The organism is Leisingera methylohalidivorans DSM 14336 (genome assembly GCF_000511355.1).
Classification (GTDB): Bacteria; Pseudomonadota; Alphaproteobacteria; order Rhodobacterales; family Rhodobacteraceae; genus Leisingera; species Leisingera methylohalidivorans.
On sequence record NC_023135.1, the window covers coordinates 1,826,603 to 1,845,371 of the forward strand.

21 protein-coding genes and 1 pseudogene are annotated in these 18,769 nt (G+C 60.7%); 6 read left to right on the forward strand and 16 right to left on the reverse strand.

The window, feature by feature from the left end:
* Positions 1-23 precede the first annotated feature (23 nt).
* Both METH_RS09080 and METH_RS09085 read left to right on the forward strand, forming a co-directional pair.
* Complete coding sequence (locus METH_RS09080; protein WP_024090149.1) at positions 24-263, forward strand: hypothetical protein; 240 nt, start codon at positions 24-26, stop codon at positions 261-263.
* Positions 264-906: 643 nt separating this feature from the next.
* Positions 907-1,377 carry a lytic transglycosylase domain-containing protein gene (locus tag METH_RS09085; RefSeq protein ID WP_024090150.1) on the forward strand — a complete coding sequence of 157 codons (471 nt, stop codon included), beginning with the start codon at positions 907-909 and terminating at the stop codon, positions 1,375-1,377.
* 555 nt (positions 1,378-1,932) lie between these two features.
* Here the strand turns inward: METH_RS09085 and tig are convergent.
* The 3 genes from tig to METH_RS09100 form a co-directional block, all read right to left on the reverse strand.
* Complete coding sequence (gene tig / locus METH_RS09090) at positions 1,933-3,264, reverse strand: trigger factor (RefSeq protein WP_024090151.1); 1,332 nt, start codon at positions 3,262-3,264, stop codon at positions 1,933-1,935.
* A 194-nt stretch (positions 3,265-3,458) separates the two neighbouring features.
* Positions 3,459-4,577, reverse strand: a complete 1,119-nt coding sequence (locus METH_RS09095) for a hypothetical protein (RefSeq protein WP_024090152.1) — start codon at positions 4,575-4,577, stop codon at positions 3,459-3,461.
* 342 nt (positions 4,578-4,919) lie between these two features.
* Positions 4,920-6,059, reverse strand: a complete 1,140-nt coding sequence (locus METH_RS09100) for a porin (protein ID WP_024090154.1) — start codon at positions 6,057-6,059, stop codon at positions 4,920-4,922.
* A gap of 258 nt (positions 6,060-6,317) precedes the next feature.
* On the opposite strand from METH_RS09100, the gene METH_RS09105 reads away from it, so the two are divergent.
* Complete coding sequence (locus METH_RS09105; RefSeq protein ID WP_156927473.1) at positions 6,318-6,665, forward strand: hypothetical protein; 348 nt, start codon at positions 6,318-6,320, stop codon at positions 6,663-6,665.
* A 33-nt stretch (positions 6,666-6,698) separates the two neighbouring features.
* Here the strand turns inward: METH_RS09105 and METH_RS09110 are convergent, their stop codons facing one another.
* From METH_RS09110 to METH_RS23880, 4 genes and pseudogenes are all read right to left on the reverse strand, one after another.
* The gene (locus METH_RS09110; protein ID WP_024090156.1) at positions 6,699-6,938 is read right to left on the reverse strand and encodes a hypothetical protein; all 240 of its coding nucleotides are present in this window, start codon (positions 6,936-6,938) and stop codon (positions 6,699-6,701) included.
* A gap of 562 nt (positions 6,939-7,500) precedes the next feature.
* Positions 7,501-7,878, reverse strand: a complete 378-nt coding sequence (locus METH_RS09115; RefSeq protein WP_052348691.1) for a nuclear transport factor 2 family protein — start codon at positions 7,876-7,878, stop codon at positions 7,501-7,503.
* Between the two features lie 190 nt (positions 7,879-8,068).
* Positions 8,069-8,596 carry a universal stress protein gene (locus METH_RS09120; protein WP_024090159.1) on the reverse strand — a complete coding sequence of 176 codons (528 nt, stop codon included), beginning with the start codon at positions 8,594-8,596 and terminating at the stop codon, positions 8,069-8,071.
* Positions 8,597-8,929: 333 nt separating this feature from the next.
* Positions 8,930-9,213: pseudogene (locus tag METH_RS23880) on the reverse strand (hypothetical protein); the annotation flags it as partial.
* 57 nt (positions 9,214-9,270) lie between these two features.
* On the opposite strand from METH_RS23880, the gene METH_RS09130 reads away from it, so the two are divergent.
* Genes METH_RS09130 through METH_RS09140 form a run of 3 tightly spaced genes read left to right on the forward strand, consistent with a single transcriptional unit; the run spans position 9,271 to position 11,692 of the window.
* Positions 9,271-9,693, forward strand: a complete 423-nt coding sequence (locus METH_RS09130; RefSeq protein ID WP_024090161.1) for a hypothetical protein — start codon at positions 9,271-9,273, stop codon at positions 9,691-9,693.
* 53 nt (positions 9,694-9,746) lie between these two features.
* The gene (rimK, locus tag METH_RS09135; RefSeq protein WP_024090162.1) at positions 9,747-10,652 is read left to right on the forward strand and encodes a 30S ribosomal protein S6--L-glutamate ligase; all 906 of its coding nucleotides are present in this window, start codon (positions 9,747-9,749) and stop codon (positions 10,650-10,652) included.
* The gene (locus METH_RS09140; protein WP_024090163.1) at positions 10,649-11,692 is read left to right on the forward strand and encodes a succinylglutamate desuccinylase/aspartoacylase family protein; all 1,044 of its coding nucleotides are present in this window, start codon (positions 10,649-10,651) and stop codon (positions 11,690-11,692) included. The genes rimK and METH_RS09140 overlap by 4 nt, the downstream gene beginning before the upstream one ends.
* Positions 11,693-11,987: 295 nt before the next feature.
* On the opposite strand, the gene METH_RS09145 is transcribed toward METH_RS09140, so the two are convergent.
* The 9 genes from METH_RS09145 to METH_RS09180 all read right to left on the reverse strand — a co-directional run bounded on the left by METH_RS09145 (position 11,988) and on the right by METH_RS09180 (position 18,539).
* Positions 11,988-12,521, reverse strand: a complete 534-nt coding sequence (locus tag METH_RS09145) for a PqiC family protein (protein ID WP_245602971.1) — start codon at positions 12,519-12,521, stop codon at positions 11,988-11,990.
* 25 nt (positions 12,522-12,546) lie between these two features.
* The gene (locus METH_RS09150; RefSeq protein ID WP_024090165.1) at positions 12,547-14,631 is read right to left on the reverse strand and encodes a PqiB family protein; all 2,085 of its coding nucleotides are present in this window, start codon (positions 14,629-14,631) and stop codon (positions 12,547-12,549) included.
* Positions 14,628-15,263, reverse strand: coding sequence for a paraquat-inducible protein A (locus METH_RS09155; protein WP_024090166.1), 636 nt, complete (start codon positions 15,261-15,263; stop codon positions 14,628-14,630). Before METH_RS09155 ends, METH_RS09150 begins: the two co-directional genes overlap by 4 nt.
* A complete protein-coding gene (locus METH_RS09160) occupies positions 15,230-15,847 on the reverse strand; it encodes a paraquat-inducible protein A (RefSeq protein WP_024090167.1) in 618 nt (205 codons plus the stop codon). Before METH_RS09160 ends, METH_RS09155 begins: the two co-directional genes overlap by 34 nt.
* 77 nt (positions 15,848-15,924) lie before the next feature.
* Positions 15,925-16,233 (reverse strand): hypothetical protein, encoded by a 309-nt coding sequence (locus tag METH_RS09165; protein WP_024090168.1) that lies wholly within the window; start codon positions 16,231-16,233, stop codon positions 15,925-15,927.
* A gap of 218 nt (positions 16,234-16,451) precedes the next feature.
* The gene (locus METH_RS23885) at positions 16,452-16,691 is read right to left on the reverse strand and encodes a hypothetical protein (protein ID WP_024090169.1); all 240 of its coding nucleotides are present in this window, start codon (positions 16,689-16,691) and stop codon (positions 16,452-16,454) included.
* Positions 16,681-17,250, reverse strand: a complete 570-nt coding sequence (locus tag METH_RS09170) for a hypothetical protein (protein ID WP_024090170.1) — start codon at positions 17,248-17,250, stop codon at positions 16,681-16,683. The genes METH_RS23885 and METH_RS09170 overlap by 11 nt, the downstream gene beginning before the upstream one ends.
* A gap of 651 nt (positions 17,251-17,901) precedes the next feature.
* Positions 17,902-18,255 carry a hypothetical protein gene (locus tag METH_RS09175; RefSeq protein WP_024090172.1) on the reverse strand — a complete coding sequence of 118 codons (354 nt, stop codon included), beginning with the start codon at positions 18,253-18,255 and terminating at the stop codon, positions 17,902-17,904.
* Positions 18,252-18,539: a hypothetical protein gene (locus METH_RS09180; protein ID WP_245602972.1), complete on the reverse strand. Its 288-nt coding sequence runs from the start codon at positions 18,537-18,539 to the stop codon at positions 18,252-18,254. The genes METH_RS09175 and METH_RS09180 overlap by 4 nt, the downstream gene beginning before the upstream one ends.
* Positions 18,540-18,769 lie beyond the last annotated feature (230 nt).

Below are 18,769 nucleotides of genomic sequence, written 5' to 3' on the forward strand. Positions count from 1 at the left end.
AAGGACCAAAATGGGGACGTGATATGGACAATGCATTGGAGCAGGAAGAGCTGGCCTTGCGGCGCCGGCTGTTGTTCCGGCTGCTGCGCGGGCACAGATTCGACACGCCCGCCTTCAAAACCGAGGCGATTTCCGATCTGGTTCCGCAGGGGATGATCAAACCTGGAAACGGGCTATTCGCGCCGGCGGGTTCTGCCGGGCGCAGCCCCTCGCAGGAGGAACCGCGGTCCTGCGCGACATATGCCGGACAGCCTCTGGGCTGAAAGTCCGGAAACCGGCAGACTGTTTCAAGGGCTGCAAACTGCGCGCCTTTCGACAGGCCGGTTGTAACGCGCTGCGGCGCGGAGCTGGCCCTAAGCCGCCAGGAACCACCGTAGTACGGCAAAGCACCCGGGCAATTAAGGATCTGCTGCAGGCGCTGTCACCGGCCGGTTATCCGGAACGATCGAGGGTGCGGGCAGCCATAGCCCGATGGTCCTCAACTGCCTGCAGAACTGCGGCCGCCCGGTGATCTGCGGGTCCGGCACCCTGTGCGTTACCGGCGGGTGCAGGGGGGGCACATTGATAGTCCGGAGATTATAGGGACCGCGGAAAAGTTGGGAAACAGCCGCGGCCCCCTCTGCCCGATTTGGTCAGCAGCCCCGCAGGCGTAAGGGGCTAACTGCCCTGAGGATGGTTGCTGCCTCAATGGACATACCCAATATGTTGTAGGGAACCATATTTAACAAATGTCGAATGATTAAAGTTGGATCCAGTCGGATGCGGGCAGCGCGGGCCCGGTTGCGCGGCAGAAATCCAATGGGATTGGCGGTTCCCTGCCGGTGGCGGTGCGGCGGCAGCGCGGCGCCGTTGCAGCCCGCGGCGATGCGGGTAAGCTGCGGTCGAGCAACCACCTTCGGAGGCCGCATGACGCGCCGTAACATTCTGATATCAATTTTGGCCGCCGCGGTGCTGACGGCTTGCGCAGGCACGGTATCGCCGCCCGAGGTGGCCCGGCAGGCGCCGCCGCTCTACCCCAATGAAACGCCCGAACTTCGGCAGAAGATCAATTATTGGGCCGATCATTACGAGGTGCCGCGCAGCCTGGTGCACCGGCTGGCGGTGCGCGAAAGCACCCACCGGCCGCATGCGGTGAACCGGCCCTATTACGGGCTTCTGCAGATCCTCCCTGCCACCGCGCGCTCGATGGGTTTCCGGGGCAAGCCCAAGGAATTGCTGAATGCTGACACCAACCTGCAATACTCCGTCAAATATCTGCGCGGCGCCTGGCTGATCGCGGACGGCAGCCAGACCCAGGCCGTCAAACATTATTCCCGCGGCTATTACTACGAGGCCAAGCGCCGCGGCATGCTCAAGGAAACCGGCCTGCGGCCCTGATTTCCGGGCGCTGCAGGCGGTCGCAGCGCCCGGCAGGGCGCTGCCCGGCCCAACGGGACGCGGTGCCTGCCGCAGACAGGCCTCAAGGACGGGCGGGAGCCTGCCGCCGTGAAACAGCCGGGGCTTTCGCAGAACTCTGGCGGACCGCCGTTCTCCTGATATCATGCTGTCCCTGCTGCACCTCCCGCAGCGGGATGGCTGCCACCGGAACCCAGCCAGGAACAGGCGATTGCCTGTCCCGCCGGGCATCTGGTGATTTGCGGCGTCTATGCCGGACGGACGCGGAGCGTGAAACCGGTGCGGCGCCCTGGCCGCGCCTTGCAGGATGTGGTCCGCTTCTCTGTCTATCCGGTCAGCCAAGAGGCGCTGGTTCCGGCGCTGCGCTGTTTCATCCGGCCAAGGCCTGCCTGTTCGGGTTGAACCTGTTCTTCTGGATCCGGCTGGCCGTCTATCCGTTCTTTTATGGCCGCTGGAACGGAGTGTGCTCTAGCGCCGGGCCGAACAAAAAAGGCCGCCCCAAGGGCGGCCTTTTTGTAACGTTAAGAGCAGAGAGGATTATTCCTCGTCCAGCGCCTCGACAGCTTTCTGCAGATCGTCCTTGGAGATTTCTTTCTCCGTGACTTTCGCCTGTTCGATGATGTGGTCGACAACCTTGTCCTCGAACAGCGGCGCGCGCAGCTGCTGCTGCATCTGGGCGTTCTGCTGGATGAACTCAAAGAACTGACGTTCCTGGCCCGGATACTGACGCGCCTGCGCCATGATCGCCTGGGTCATCTCGGCGTCGGTCACTTCGACTTCGGCTTTCTGGCCCAGCTCGGCCAGCAGCAGGCCCAGGCGCACCCGGCGCTCGGCCAGGGCGTTGTGCTCGTCGGTGGTTTCGATCTCGGGGTGATCGTGGCCTTCGACTTCCGGGTTTTCCTCGTGCCACAGCTGATGTGCGATCTGCTTTGCTTCCGCTTCGACCAGCGACGGCGGCAGATCGAAAGAAACCAGAGTGTCCAGCTTGTCCAGCAGCGCACGCTTCATCACTGCGCGGGCAGCACCGGCGTATTCGGCTTCCAGACGCTCGGTGATCTGGGCTTTCAGCGCGTCCAGGTCGTCCGCACCGAATTTGGTGGCCAGCTCGTCGTTGATCTCGGCCGCTTTCGGGGCTTTCACCTCTTTCACGGTGCAGGAGAACACGGCTTCCTTACCGGCCAGGTGCTCGGCGCCGTATTCTTCCGGGAAGGACACGGTCACGTCTTTTTCTTCACCGGCTTTGGCGCCGATCAGCTGCTCTTCAAAGCCGGGGATGAAGGAGTTGGAGCCGAGGGTCAGAGGGTAGTCGTCGCCTGCGCCGCCTTCAAAGGCTTCGCCGTCGATCCGGCCGACAAAGTCGATCACAACCTGGTCGCCGTCTTCCGCAGCCGCACCGTCTTCGCGGGCTTCGAATTCCTTGGCGGTGTCGGCCAGGTTGGTCAGCGCTTCGGTGACGGCTTCTTCTTCAGCCTTCACAACCAGCTTTTCCAGCTCAACGCCGGAGAAGTCGACTTCGGGGATTTCCGGCAGTGCCTCATAGGACATCTCGACGTTAACGTCGTCGCCTTCTTTCCATTCGTCGTTGGTCATCTTCACGTCGGGCTGCAGCGCCGGGCGGTCGCCGCTGTCCTCGAAGTGCTTGTTCATGGCGCCGTCGACGGCTTCCTGCATGGCTTCGCCGATCAGGCGCTGGCCGAACTGCTTTTTCAGCAGTGCCATCGGCACCTTGCCCTTGCGGAAACCTTTCATTTCGACTTCCGGCTGCGCTTCGACGAGCTTTTCGTTGACCTTCTCGTCCAGCTCGGCAGCCGTGACGGTGATGGCGTAGCCGCGTTTCAGACCTTCGTTCAGCGTCTCGGTGACCTGCATCCTATACCCCATAGAGATTCGGGGCGCGTGCGCGCAGGCGCCCCCAGACAATTTGCGGTCTTCTATTTCCCCCGGCGCCCCGGCGCAAGAGGCATTGCCGGTTTCGCACGCAATCGCGCGGATTTCCGGCCCGCGCAAAGAAAAACACGCCCGCAATGGGGCGTGTTTCCGTTCTGAAACCGAGAGAGGGAGGGTCAGAACTTCCAGCGTGCGCCGGCCAGGATCACATTGGCATCCTGATAGGTTGCAGCGCTGGTATCAGCATAGGAATAGTCGCGGTAAGCCAGATAGGTTTCGACGTTCAGCGCGTCGATCTTCTGGACCGCGGCCACCCCCCAGGACTCGGCGCTGTCACCTGCGGTGACCATGTCCGAGCCGTCGTAGTAGTCGACCGAGAACGCAGTGGAGCCGGCCGCGATCAGATCCGCCTTATAACCCAGCTTGGCATAGGCATAGGTGCCCGCGATGTCGCGCTCGCCCGCGGCCAGGTTCAGCGACAGGCCGGTCGCCTTGTGCAGCACCGCAAAGGAGCCGGAGATGTCACGCTGGTCGGCCTTGCCGGTTTCTTCGGTCCAGGAGGCGCCGATGCCGCTGTCGAGCGCAAATCCGGCAGCGTCTTCATTGGCCCAACGCACGGCAATGTCATAGCTTTCCCGGTCGTTTGCATCCTTCAAGACGTCAGTGCCGTAAGAGGTCGACAGGGTAAAGCCCGCGAGCTCCGGCGTGTCATAGCGGACCCGGCCCAGGCGGCCGCCGTCCAGATCGGAGAAGGCATCGCCGATATCAACACCGCTGAGTGCGCCCGCGCTGGTGCGGAACGCGTAGCCGCCGGCGGAATCCGCAACGGCGTTGGACGCGCCGAGGCCGGTGCCCGAGAAGTCGGCGCCGGTGATGCCATCAGTTGCCATCGAGCCCTGGCCTGCCGAGAAGCGGCCGTAACGGGCGGTGTCGAACTGGAAATCAACATGCCGGATGTTGGTGCGGTCCCAGCTGACGTTGTCGCCGGTGGACAGCTGGTTCACGCCGTCCGAGCTGCGGAATCCGAAGGCGGTTTCGAAGTTGAAGCGCAGGGTGTTCTCGCCATAGGCCTGCTCCAGCCAGAAGCCGATCCGCGAGTTCGACGCGGCGTTGTCGGTCAGGCGGTTGAAGTCTTCCTGCCCGTCGTCAAAAGATTGGAACGACGGGTTGAACTGCCCGTACCAGCGGAAGCTGCCGCCGGTGTCATTGGTGTAAGCCGGCCCCGCAAATGCCGGGGCTGCCAGCGCTGCTGCCAAAGTGGCCGCACCTGCGCACGCTGCAATTTTTGTGCTCATAATCCTCGAGTCTCCTGTTCCGTCTGCAGCACGCCTCTCCATCCCTGAGACCGCTGCCTGAACCAGGGGCTATCACGGGTTTTTTCGGCTATTCAGGGTTGAAAACTCAAGCTCAGACCAGGGAAAAAGAATAGGCGGATTTCCGCCTGATCACATTGAGGGGTTGCAAGAAGCCGCTTACGGACAATGTGTTAGGTGAAAAAGATCACATTCAGCCGCGCGCCGGACTCAGAGGGGCCATGCAATTTCCGCAACCCTGCGCATACGCTCAGCAGTACAGTCATTTTTGCACAGGCCGACGCGGCCGACACCGGCAGAAACGCCGCGGTCAACTGCGGTGTTTCAATGCGCAGCGCCGCGCAGGGTCAGAATTTCCAGCGCGCCCAGAACCCAGGTGGTCAGATCCTGATAGGTCGCTGCCGCGTCCTCATATTCATACACCTGATAGGTGAGGTAGATATCGGTATTAAGGTTCTCGACCTTCTGGACCGCCCCGCCCCCCCAGCCCTTGGCGCTGGACCCGGTGACATTGAAATCTTCGCCGTCATGGTAATGCACGCCGACACCGGTTTTGCCCCAGTTGAACCACTGGTTTTCACAGCCGGTCTTGGCGTAGTAATAGCTTGGGTCGCTGGCGCCCGCTGCGTCATTCTCCCGGGTGCCGCCCGCAACTGTGAAGCTGAGGCCATTGACCAGAAGCACCGAGGCCGCGCCCAGCACATCCGACCGTTCAGCCCCGGCATTGTCGCGCACCTGATACGCCAATGAGGCGCTGAAGGCGGCTGAGCCGTAATCCTGCCCGTACAACAGGCCAATGTCATAATAATCCGCATCATCCGCTGAAGAGAGAACATTCTTCCCCCAGGCAACCCCGGCAGAGAAGCCGTTGAAGTCCGGTGTGTCATAGCCGATCCGGCCCCGGCGGGACCCATCGAGATTGTCATAAGCGCTGGCCGCGGCCGGCCCGCTCAGCGCTCCGGCTGTATCCCGGATCATAAACCCGGCATTGGCATCAGCGGTATAAGAGTACAGCGCAGTGCCGGCATAAGACAGGTCCGTCTCAGCCGCCCCGTCGGCGACCATGCTGCCCTGCCCTGCGGAAAACCTGCCCCAGATCCCTTCCAGCCAGAAATCCACGTGGCGCAGGCCGGCCCGGGTCCAGCCGCTGCAGTTCGATCCGAACTGGTTGACTTCCGTTGAATTCGGAAAGCCCAGCCCGGTTTCGAACCGGACCCCGAAGGTATTGCTGCCGAACGGCTGCATCAGCCGCAACCCGATCCTGGAGCGGGACAGATCATTGTCCAGCACATTTGTTTCGGTCTGCCGGCCGTCGTCGACAGAAATGATGGCCGGGTTCAAATGACCGTAAATCTCGACGGAGCCGCCGGAATTGTTGGAGTATTTCAGTTCCGCTGAAACCGGCTGCCCCGGGACGTACAGCCCGGCCGCAGCCGCTGCTGAAATTGAAAGAAGACGTCTCACGACTATCCTCCTTTGCATCTGACAACTGGTGAACACACACAGCAGCCGTTGCCCGCGGCCTGCCCGGAGCAAGTATATAACATTCCCTTCCGAACCGGGGGAAATCCCTGACGGGAAGCGCAATAGGACCGCAGTCAGGTTCTCCCGCCTATAAGCGGAAGCACTCGCGTTTGATCGCTGAAGATGTGAATGGTGCGGATGAAGGGACTTGCCCCCCCACGCCTTGCGGCGCCAGAATCCAAAACCAACGAACAATCAATGATTTCATGGCGCTTAGCCAGGAAATTTCAAAGGACATTGCCAGAACGAAACGTGAAAGCGCAAAGCGGAACAAACGGTGTACAAACATCAGCTGATAAAATGCGCGCCGAAGACTGCCCTCTGCCAACGGTCGAAGTCTTCTGCAGCTATTGCAGCCGCTGCGGGCGCTATAAGAAGGAAAGGTTTGTGAAGATAGCCGGCGGCGGGACGGACCTGCCGCAGGCACTTGGCGTTATCGTTGCAGACTGCCAGGAGGAACGGGTGACACCCGGCAACATGCGCGGCAACAGCAGGCCCCGCTATGCCCAGAACTGGTGGGCTGCAGCCAGCAAGGCGCTCAGGTAACTCCGCCCCCTCCTTCTTCGGATCGCTTGCTCTTTATTTGCCCTTGATTGCCGCCTCGACAACAGTCCGCGCATTTTCCCGCAATTCCGGGTTCTCACCCGTCAGAAGCTCAAGCTCTTTGCGTACAACAGCAAGCGCTGCGCGTAACCGCTCAATCTCATCAGCGGCTTCGCTTGTAAGGTGAGGATCATCCAGCGGCGAGCCACCAGCCACGTTTGTAAGCAGCGAGCGGCGTCTTAGCATTTCAACAATATCAGGTTTCGGCTCAGCCATCCTGCGCACTCCTTCATTGGATCAAAGGCAAGGCGAAACGGTAGACGCTCCTTAACAACAGAACCAAGACGCCAAGCCCGGCCAAGAGAATTACTGCATCACCGATCCTGGTCTTCACGGTCCCTTTTTTGTCGCGCTTCAACTTCGACCTTGCCTCCATTATTCAGATCGCGGGGCGAAGCACCCGAAAACCACTATTCACGAAGGGCAGTTACGCGGGCAAGAGCTCCCTTTTCGCTGCAGATGCAGTCTAACCATCATCTTAAGTCAGTTGTGCTGCGGGTTGCGACTTTTGCAAAGGCACGGCTGGGCTACTGATCTTCCGGATCTCCGGCGCCGATATACTGCGGCGCAGCCCGCCGTTCCTGCCGTTTGCCGCGACTGCGAGGCTCCACCCCCAGTAAACGCACACACTGCGGGACCGAGCAGTCATCGGCAGAGAATATCCCCCCAGAGCCGACACGTTTTTTACTGGAAGCGCTTTCAGTGTCCTTCACTTCAGCCCCTGCTTTCCAAGGCGGCTGTCAGTGGATGGCTTGCAACTCTACCACGCGCGTTTTGCCTATTTCGGCAGCATGAAGAACTCTTCATGGACGATCTTGCCATTTTCGACTGTATAAAGCGCGATCTCGCTCAGGATCATCTGCCGTCCGGTGGCTTTCTGCGTCACCTCGGCTTGGAAGCGGACAGCGAACCGGTTGGGTGGATGGACATAAGGCCCGTCCGCGTCGAGGCGTTTGATGTCATGGTTTGCTGCCCAATCCTCACGCTTCCCCCTTATTGCGGCCCGCCCCTTGGCGATCCGCACATCGCGCCCGGGTGGCACAACCGCCTCTACTGATTGCGCGTTTTCGGAATAGATCCCGTCAACATGCGCTATGCCACGACGATTCCGCATCGCCTGAACAAATTCATGCCCCAGTTTTACAAGGTCTTCCATGCAAGCTCTCCTTTTCAATGGCCATTAGGTGGCAGCCGGGGTTCGCTGCAAGTGACGTGGCTAAGATTAACATGACCGGCCGACCGTGACTTTTTCATCGCTCAGCCAGTCTTCTTCAGGTGACACGCGTCAGTCACGCCGCAAGCTCAGCCTTGGAAACCGGTCTTGAAAACCGCTGCAACACAGCCGGTCACCGCACAGTTACGACCGTAGATTCAGCCTGCTGATTGACCTTCTGGGAAACACTTCCCTGGAAAATCTGTTGCAGTCTGCCAAGACCCCGATGGCCGATCACAATCGTATCTGCTCCGGCATCCTTGGCCATTTCTAGAATGCCTTTGTCATAATCTCCGTTTACTACACGGGTTGAGACATCCTTCGCGCCCTTGTCTGTCGCGCGGTGCGCAGCGCAGGCCACGATTTCTTCGCCCATAACTGCAATTGCGCGCTCCTTATCGGCACCGGAGAGCGTGCCGGTGAATAGAGCGTCCATGTTCGACGGGATGTTGGCTATATTCAGTCTTGCCTCAGTGGCAGTGTGACGAACCAGGTGCTCTGCCTCAGCCATCCGGTTCAGCTCCTCCGCCCGGGCACCGTGTTGCAACACGTGGCCCACAGTTAGTGGAACGCCGAGCTTGGAGGCAATTTCTGCCGCCAGATCAACAGCGCGGCCCGCCGTGTCAGAGCCGTCTGTTGCGACCAAGATATTCGTAATCATACTCCGATCCCCCTTCAAATCCAGATAGATAGTAAGGGATTCAGTGCTCGGCTTCGTTGATGCAGATCAAGCGAACAGCTCCTCGGGCTTCGTCTGATGTATCGCAGGCTCCAACCGAGAAGGCGCTGAAGTTTAGAAGCCGAGGATAGCTAAGCCGCCTCTGAGCTCACTGCTGCCTTGCGGCACTGCAGCGCGCCGGCCACCAGTCTGGACGGTTGCAGTCTGCGTGGCAGATGACCCCAGGCCGCCCAAACATCCCATTCAGCGGATATGCCTGCCGGCTTTGTTGCATAAATCTGCTGCAGGCCGTGCCACCCCTTTGCCTGGACAGACTTAACCTACGGCCAAGGTATCTGGTATGCCGAGAGCTGTGTACCGGTTGAGCATTGCGATGCGGAGCTGAAGCTCCGCGACCTGCCTGTCGAAGCCCCGCGCCATGAGGCTTTGGGCGAGCGTTTGATACAGTGCATCCAATCGCCGGGAAAATGTTCCCCCGGATCATTTTCAGACCCTCGTCATATCCCGGCGCGGCGCCGGCGCTGGTATCCAGTCAACCGTCGCCATAAGGCGCGGCCCAGGTATTGTGCGGCCCGTACAGCTTCGTTCCGTGCGATGGCAGGCGGGCCGAGGCCCGTGACGGTTTTTCAGCACTTCCAATACGCAAGCGCTTACCCATGTCCAATTGGAAGAAACTGGCGGAAGCAGGTCACGGCTATGTCGAGGCCTTGACCGCAACAGCGGATGGAGCGGTGGTTGGCTACCGGCTAGTCGGCGCATCATCAGGCCCGCAAGTTGTCGTCGCGGGCATTTGCCCAGCGTCCGAGCATGTGTTCGACAGGCTGCTGGCGATCCCAACATTGTCCTGGATACGGGGAATCCTGGTGCTGATCCGGATCGAAGCCTTGGACAACCTGCTGAGCGTTCTACCTTCAGTATTGGCCTCGGGAGAAATCGACCGGACTCTCGTGCTGCCGTTCTCAGATGCAGAGCAAGCTGATGGGAGGGTCATCAGACGCAGCTGCCACCGGGTGCTCCGAGCCTGGGCAAGCCTGGGCATGATCTCCGGGCGCGGGTTGCCGCGCGGTCAGGAAGGCTGATCCGCCGCTTTTTCCTGATCCACCCCTCGGAGTAACAACAAGGAGTACACAGAATGAAAATCGCAATGCTGGCGCGCAATCCCAAATTGTATTCCCATCAGCGCCTTAAAGAAGCGGCTGAAACGCGCGGCCACACACTCGACATCATTGATACTCTGCGCTGCTATATGAACATCGCCTCACGCAAGCCTGAAGTCTACCACAACGGTGAAAATCTTACTGGCTATGACGCAGTCATCCCGAGGATCGGGGCATCCGTCACGTTTTACGGAACGGCGGTTCTGCGCCAGTTCGAGATGATGGGGGTTTACCCGTTGAATGAAAGTGTCGCCATCGGAAGGTCGCGGGACAAGCTCCGCTCGATGCAGCTGATGGCACGCGACGGGATCGGGCTTCCGGTCACCACTTTTGCCCATGACCCGAAACAGACAGAGGAGGTGCTTGCCTTGGCAGGCGGGGCTCCTATCGTCATCAAGCTCCTTGAAGGCACCCAGGGAATTGGCGTGGTTCTGGCCGACACCGATCGTTCTGCCAAATCAGTGGTGGAAGCATTCCGCGGGGCGGGCGTGAACATCCTGTTGCAGGAATTCATCAAGGAAGCCGGCGGCACAGACATCCGCGCCATCGTCGTGGGCGGCAAAGTTGTCGCGGCAATGAAGCGGACAGGTGCCGAGGGCGAGTTCCGGTCAAACCTGCATCGCGGCGGGTCCGCGCAACTGGTGAAACTGTCGGCCGAAGAACGCGCAATAGCAGTCCGGGCCGCCAAAACCATGGGGCTCAATGCTTGCGGCGTGGACATGCTCCGGGCAAATCACGGTCCGGTAATCATGGAGGTCAACTCGTCTCCTGGTCTGGAAGGCGTGGAGAAAGCCACCGGCCTGGATATTGCAGGTATGATGATAGAATATCTCGAGAAGAATGCGAAAAAAGGAGCAACTAAAACCAAAGGAAAGGGATGATGCCACGCGCTGATTTCTGCATCGAAGACTGCCGGATCGCTGCAGGCAGCCGCCAAACGGTTGACCTTACTGTCAGCGTGCTGTCGGACCATACCCCGGTCACCATGTCGGTGCATGTTCTGCACGGCAGACGCGCAGGGCCCACCCTGTTTGTGAGCGGCGGCATTCATGGCGATGAGGTGATCGGAGTGGAAATCATCCGGCGTGTTTTGAACATGCCGGGCCTTGCCAAGCTCAAAGGCACCCTTCTGGCGGTGCCGATCGTGAACACCTTCGGCTTCATCAATCACTCACGCTATCTGCCTGACCGCCGGGATCTGAACAGGGTTTTCCCAGGCAGTTCCGGTGGTTCGCTTGCCTCGCGGCTGGCCCAACGGTTCATGTCTGAAATTGTGGAAAAATCAGATCTGGGCATTGACCTCCACTCGGCAGCCATACACCGCACAAACTACCCGCAGGTGCGGATCTCGCCTGACGACACCAAAATGGAAAGCCTGGCCCAGGTTTTCGGTGCGCCGATTGTCATGCGATCGGTTCTGCGGGACGGATCCTTGCGGCAGGCAGCGAAAGGCACCGGAAAAGACATTCTTTTGTTTGAAGCTGGCGAAGGGCTGAGATTTGACGAGTTTTCGGTCCGGGCTGGCGTTGCAGGCATCCTTCGGGTCATGCACCACATGGGAATGATCTCGGCCAAGGGGGTATCCAAGCCCAAGGCTGCGGCGCAATTCTGCGCCTCAAGCAACTGGCTGCGTGCCCCGATGGGTGGGCTGATCCGCAGTTACAAAGCTGACGGCGAACTGGTTCGTACAGGCGAGCTGCTGGCTACGATTTCAGACCCATTCGGTGAAGTGGAGAAGCACATTGAGGCGCCATTTTCCGGCATCATTGCCGGCCGGGCGGTGATGCCGAATGTCAATGAGGGAGACGCTGTTTTCCACCTGGGCCGGGTCAGCTCTATGGTTCAAGCGGAAGATGCCGTGGAGGACCTGAACACGCAGCTTACGGATGATCCGATGTTCTACGAAGATGAAATCATTTGACCGGCCTGAGCAGCGCCTTTTTTGAAGTTGACAGAGGCGACCGGCATCAAACATACGTTCGCTCCCCTCAAAACTGATTATCGTTCAGCAAGGAGGCCGCGATCCTGTTTGCTATGGCTCTCCAGCGGTTATTCGGCAGTCTGACGATCACCTCCGGAAGACTGCTTTGGATAAAGTGTGCCAAAGTTTTTCAGCCCGATTGGAAAAGAAGCAGCCCCTCCCGGCCGGGCCGCTGGTAATGGAACCTTGGCAGATCGCTGAGGTGGCCTCCATGTAACCGGAGCGCAGGAGGTTGTTACATTGCCAGCGCAATCTGCCGGGCGAGCTCTGCCAGGGCCTTGGCGAGCGCATCTGCGGTGGCGGATGGCCCTTGACCGCTGACCGGTGTCCGGATGTCGAAACGCTTCACAAATTCCCGCACTGTGCCTTCGGGCGAGGAAACCGCGAACTGGCCTGTCAGTTCGAAAACTCCGTCGGCGCGCGCGTAGGCCTGGTCCACTCGCACATCCAGGCGCGCGTCGGGGCCGGTGTTCAGCGGCCAGGGTTCTATCGCAGCAGAGGCGCCGGTTCGTTCAGCCAGCCCGCGGGCCAGGGCCGCGGCCATGCCGCGGGCCGGGTCATCGGCCCATTGTGCGCCGCCAAGCGCAAACAGGGCTCCGCCGCCGCCTTCGGCGACGATATCAGACGCTGCGGCATAGGAAGGGAGTGAGATCAGCCGCACCTCGATCGTCCGGGAGCGCAGGTTGGCTACCTTCTCGCCGGGGTCCGCAGTGATCAGATAGCGGGCATCATTGGCCGGAGCGCAAGCCGCCAACACAGCAAGGGGCAACGTCAAAGACAGGGCTTTTATCATCTTACTTTCCAAACAGAAGGGAATTTGGCTGCCTTTCGATCTTTCGGGCAAGCTGGGAGACCGCACGTGCAGCCGATTTGATTTCCCGCAAGGCATCCAGCGTTTCGGAGCTGAAGTTCGAGCGGGCGCCGTAGGCTGTGATCAAGGCCTCAGATTGTGCGACCAGCCTTTCCAGCCGGGCGGAGAGAGCCGGCAACCCTTCAGCTGCCGCCGCCACAGCGTCGGCAGCGCCGCGGGCAGAGGCCATTGTTGCATTGGCGTTGCTCACCAGCCCGCCGCTGCGCAGCTCCGCCAGGGTGAGGCGGATTTCATCCAGCGCACTGGTCAGGGCCGGGGGCAGCGCCCGGGCGCCCTCCGAATCGATCATGCTGTCTGCGCTTTTCATCAGCTGGCTGGCGGAACGGATCAGCTCTTCGGTCTCCAGTGCATTGGCTTTGTCCGCCAGGGAGCGGAAGTCGCTGACCAGCGCGGGCAACTCCTCCGATGCCGCAGCGAGGCTGGAAGCAGCCCGGCCGCCCTGCTCCAGTGCTGTTGTCAGGTTGGCCACCGCTCTGCCTTGCTCCAGCTCTGACAGAATTGCGCGGAGGTCAGCCACTGCTGAACGCAGCTCGCCGGGCAGCGCCCGGGTCTCCGGATCCGCGACCAGCGCCCGGGTGTCCTCCAGCAAGGCCACCGCCGCCACAGGCGTCTGGCGGGTGCTGTCAGCGGAGGCGAGGGCTTCGATGCTGGCCAGAGTGGCGATGGCCTGCGCCATCAGCTCTTCGACCGGCAGCTCGCTGATGCGTTCCAATGCGCCTTCGGCGGTGGCTGTGAAATCGGGCAGATCGGAGGGCGCACTGGGCAGTTCGGGGAAGGGTTCCGCATCGCGGTTGAACTGTGCAGGTTCAGCATCCTCCAAGGTAACCAGTTCCACAATCAACTCAGAGCTGAACAGCCCGGCAGCAGCCAGCCGGGCCCGCAGCCCGCCCGCTGCCGCCTGTTCCAGAAAGTCCAGTACTTCAGCCTCCCCCGCCCCGGGCGGAAGGCCCATCAGCGACGGGTCAAGCTGCAGTTCGGCAATCAGCCGCACCTCCGCCTCATTACTGCCGCTCTGAATAGCAGCGTTCAGGCTGCTGACCTCGCCGACTTTGACACCGCCCAGCTGGACCGCAGCACCGCTGGTCAGGCCCGCGACCGACTCGCCGAAGGCAACCGAAACGGCGACGCCGCCGGTCAGCGCGCGGGCAAAGGCGGTGCGGCGAGCTGCGGCCTCGTCGGTATGGATATCAAAAACGGCGCCAGAGCTGACCGGGCGGCCACCATCGAACACATTGTCAAACTCAATCCCGCCGGCCACCAGCGAGGCGATGCTGTCCACGTCAAGCGACAGTCCGCTGGCGCCAATTGAAACTGAGAAGCCGGAGCTGTCCCAGAAACGCGTAGCGGAATTGATCCGCCGGTCGTGCGGGGCCTCGATGAAGGCATCAACAACAATACTGTCGCCGCTGACTGTCAGCCGCGGGCGTTCCAGACGGCCAACCTCAATCCCGCGGAAAAGCACCGGAGCGCCCTCAGAGATCATCCGTCCGTCGTTGGTGCGCAATGTGATCCGCTGCCCGCCGCGGCCCGGCTGCACCAGCGGCGGCCGGTCAGCGCCTTCAAAGCTGGTTTCGGGGCTCCCCCGATCCTGATCCCAGGCGCCTTCGATGTAAACGCCGGACAAAACGGTGCTAAGGCCCGAGATGCCGCGCGTGCTCACTTCGGGACGCACAACCCAGAAGACGGCATCCTGATCCAGGAAGGGGGCAATCTTCTTGTCAATGCGGACCCAGACCAAAACCTTGCTCAGGTCCTCGGCAAACCCCACGTTTTCGACCTGGCCGATCACCACGTCGCGGTAGCGCACCGTCGTTTCATTGGCGGCAATGCCAGAGGCGTTTTTAAATGTGATGCTGATCAGAACGCCCCGGTCGGAATAGGCTTTCCAGGCGACACCGAGCGAAACTGCCAGTGCCGCGAGGGGCACCAGCCAGACCAAGGAAAGGTTGCGCCAGGGCGATGGGCGCTGCGCAGAGATGTCCATCTGGGCGGGTTCAGGCGTGCTCATTCTGTTTCTCGCTTTGCCGCTTTCCAAATCAGACGCGGATCGAAACTTTGGGCTGCCATCATGGTGAAGGCAACCGACAATGCAAAACTGACCGCCGCAATCCCCGGCGTGACGGCAGCGGCAAAATCCAGCTGAACCAGGGCGGTCAGGATTGCCACGACAAAGACGTCAATCATTGACCACCGCCCGATAAATTCGACTATCTCATAGAGCACCAGCCTGCCATGGCTGCCAAGGGCCGCGGGCCTGCCGACAGAGACCGCCAGATAGGCGATGGCCAGGAATTTGGCGACCGGGATTACGATGCTGGCAAAGAACACGATGAATGCGACCCCATAGGAGCCATGGCTGAACAATTCGGCAATGCCGCCGATCAGCGTGTTCTCCGAGCTGCGGCCGAAGGTGGTGGTGCGCAGCATCGGGTAGAGATTGGCGGGAACATAGGTGATCATCCCGGCAGCCAGCCAAGCCCAGACCCGCTGCAGGCTGGCCACCCCGGCAGGGGCCAGGGTGCTGCCACAGCAGGTGCAGGCCCGCGCGCCGCCCGGGTTCGCGGTGCCGCAGGCGCGGCAGCCAGCCAACCCGGCCGCGGCGGCGGTCAGGAAGCGCTGCGCGTCTTCAGGGTTTTCCATACAGTCAGCCTGCAAATCGAGTTGTCGGTCAGAATTGTCACCACCAGAAGCGCCGCAAAGGCCCAGAAGGCAGGCCCGAGCCCGACCTGCGCGAGGCCGGACACTTTGACAAGGGCCACCGCCACGCCAATGATGAAAATCTCGGCCATGGCCCAGGGCTTCAGTTTCTCCGCCCAGCGGTAGACGGCGGCGGCCCGCGGCGCAGGGCGCCAGCCCAGGGCCATCGGCGCCAAGGTGTAGATCAGCGCGCTGTAGCGCGCAGCAGGCAGCAGCACGATCAAGAAACCGGTTGCCAGCGACAAGGGCGCCATCGGCCCGCGCGAAAAGGCCATCATTGCATCCATCACCGAGGCCCGGTGCGACAAGCCCTGGGCCTTGAGCTCCAGAAAGGGGAAACCGGCTGCGGCGGTTAGAAGGATCAGCGCAGTCAGCGACAGCATCGCGATCCGGGTCATGGCGCCGGATCTGGGGGCCGCCAGCACAGTGCCGCAGCGGGCGCATCTGGCCACCGTGTGCGCCGCCACATCCTGATAGTGGTGCAGCACGTCGCAAACGGGGCAGGCAATGAGCTGTTCTCTATCCATGTCACCCCCATCCGGACACTCAGCGCAGCCCGCCGCGGGTCGGAAGTTACTCTGCCGCGGCCAGTGACGGCAGCACTTCATTGCCGGCCCGCCGGAAGTTTGCGAAGGAATTGGCGCTCATAATCACGAAAAAAACTGTCCATATCAATCAGGACATAGCCTTTCTCCAGCAGCACACGCGCCAGCGACATGATGTCTTCCTCATAAAGCCGACGCTTTCCGCAAAGTTTCTGGAGCAGTTTTCGCGGGATCCTGTAGCGGCCGGAGGCTTTGCCGCCGAAGCCGCGGACATAGAGCCTGGCGAGAACTTCGGCCGCATCCGTCGAAGTCGGGCATCTCCAATTTTCCGCATGTTTTTGGCTATTGGCAAAAAGTATCATTTTCATTGTGGAGCGGCAACCGACTTGAATGATGAGTTTGTGGACGGAGTACGGAGATGCCGCTGTAGAGCGGTACTCTTTTACTGACCTGTGAACCGGCATGCGAAATTGGGTCCGGCGCAGAATTGGTGCAGCGCTGACGTGCTTCACGCTATATTTCGACAAGCTCTGAAGGAGGTTGCCGATGGCGTCACACTTTTCACGGCGGGATTTTCTGCCAGCGGTTAAGGCCGATCAGGTCGAACTTGCTGGGAACATGATCCGGTCGGGTGCTGCGCTTTGATTGCCGCCTGATGCCAGCTGGCAGCAGGTTCCGCGGCAAACTGGGCCTCTAATTTGTCCTGCCGCCTGTGAAGCGCTTTCTGATCGGCTGCGAAAGTCTTGAGGGAATGGCGCCGGAAACCGGTTGCCATCCTGCTTTCATTGCTGCGCCGGCTGTCGAGGCCGACCGGATCATCGTTCATGGCAGGGTTGCCTCGCTCTGGGCGGCTCTGTTGGCGGACTGCCATGCTTTCGGGAGGGGCGCTCCGCCCGGCTGGGCATGCCTTCGTTTTCGGCCGCTTGGATTGACAGCCTTTCCTGAAGATCGCTCTGCGGTTCCCGCGCTGCGTCATGGTCCGGAAATCCGCTGGCTGACTCTGCGATATGCAAACCGGAATACAACTGGCGGATCTGCGTTTCGGACACACCGTCGGCTTCCATCACAAGGCGCACCATCGGGTCAGCCAGCATTTCTTCCAGGAAGAACTTTGAAAGATCCATTCCGGAGAGCTTGTCTTTCGCGCGCGCGGCTTCGAGTTCGGCCAGCGAAACGGTCAGGCTCCGCTCCAGCCCGGGGTAGGAGGTGCGCGGGTGCAGATGTATCTGGACCGAGGCCTTCCAAGCCTGAGGATCAAGGTGGCCAGGAGGCGCACTAAGCTCGGTTTCGATGTCATACTCTCCTGCCGGGAGGGTTTCGTCAAACCCCGGCACGGTGAAGGGCCGCAAGAACACCGCGATGGTCTTGCTTGTCAGATTGTCCATGAGCGCCTTCCACATTTGCTGGCGCAACCTCATCCCTGCCGTTTGCGAGGAAAGATCACCCCTCCGGACGGACCTTTTTGTTCTTTCGGGGGGCCGGCCTGGGCTCTTGCGGGCTCATCGCGGGCTCGTTGCTTCCGGGTTTATTCTTTTGCTTCGCAGCGGGTTTCAATTTCAGCAAGGCCGCTATTTTGGCCAGAAATTCTCTGAAAGACATGGTTTTCTCCTTTGGTTGCCCGCAACAGATTCAAGCCAGTGATGAGGCAGGAAATCAGCTTGCGGCTGTTTCTGTTCAAAAGCTGCCCGCGTTACTCCGGGCTTCCCCGGAAAGTGGCTTCCGCCACTATTTCTATTGTGTCAGCCCCCCACCCCGCGCCACAGCTCCGGTTCGCCCGATACCGGTTGCGGGGCCCCGGAACGGCAACGCATTTGCCATCCTCAAGCCGGTAAGACGGGTCGCAGTCCCAGCCGCCTCCGAACCCTTTGGCATGGGCATTTCCGGGTCTGATCTGAGAGGCCGGCAGCATGGAGCTGTGAGAGGAAACCGCCATCAAAGCAGCAAACATAAGGCTCAGGACGCAGGTGCCGGAACGAAGCGGCGCATTTCCCGCCGCAGACGCGGAACACCTTTCAGCGGGGCATTTATTCAATGGGTTACGATGCATCCAGGTCCAGATGGCCCATGCACGCCTGCGCGAGGTCACGGTCAGGTGATTGGGAACCCGGAACTGTAGCCCAGCCCGCAGCCATGACAATTTCTCTCCGCTTGTAGGAGGAGGCCTCTCGGATTTCCGTCAGTCTTGCAACGCGGTTGGTGTCGGTTCTGGCAATGTCGAGGCAGACCGGTACCAGCGCCTCAATCACTTTGTCATGGGACAGGGAGCTGGCCATTTGGGTCGCGCTGCTGCCGGTCACCCAGCCGCCCCAGGAAAAGCCTGCGACAGCAATCATAACCGCACCGGCCAGAGCGCCGTAAATGCCGGGTTTCAACCATTTGGGTGTGTTCATCTCAAGTCCTCCTGCGGAGAAAGCTCCGCATCGCTGTCATTGCTGTTCCGGGTCAAGTCCCGGTCGCGCCTAAGCGCCAGTTCCAGGCCGCTTTCGGAGACCGGGCGCAGCTCGGTCCGGCCCGCTTGCCCGCCCCTGTTGCGGATCTCCAGATAGGTTGCCGTCCTTCGGTAGGCTTCGAAGCTAAGCCCTTGGATCAGCTCTTCCTCGGCGACAACTTGGTACTGCCCGGCCGGAAGACAGTCCGTGTACCCCGGCAGAGTGAATGCATGGAAGAATGTCACTACCGTTCTTGACGAGCGCATGTTCATTTGGTCCTGTATTCATTGCGTGTCTTGGCCCGCGCTACCCGCGGCAGGACACTCCGCAGCGAGGTCCCGTTAAGGCCTAGCGTTTAGAATAACTCTAAGCCCTCAGCAGAAGGCCTGCGCTGACCGATGTTAGCGCTTGCAGAATATTTTGAGCATGGAGGCCGTTGCTGGCGCTTGAAACTGCCCGCCAGAGACACCGCCGC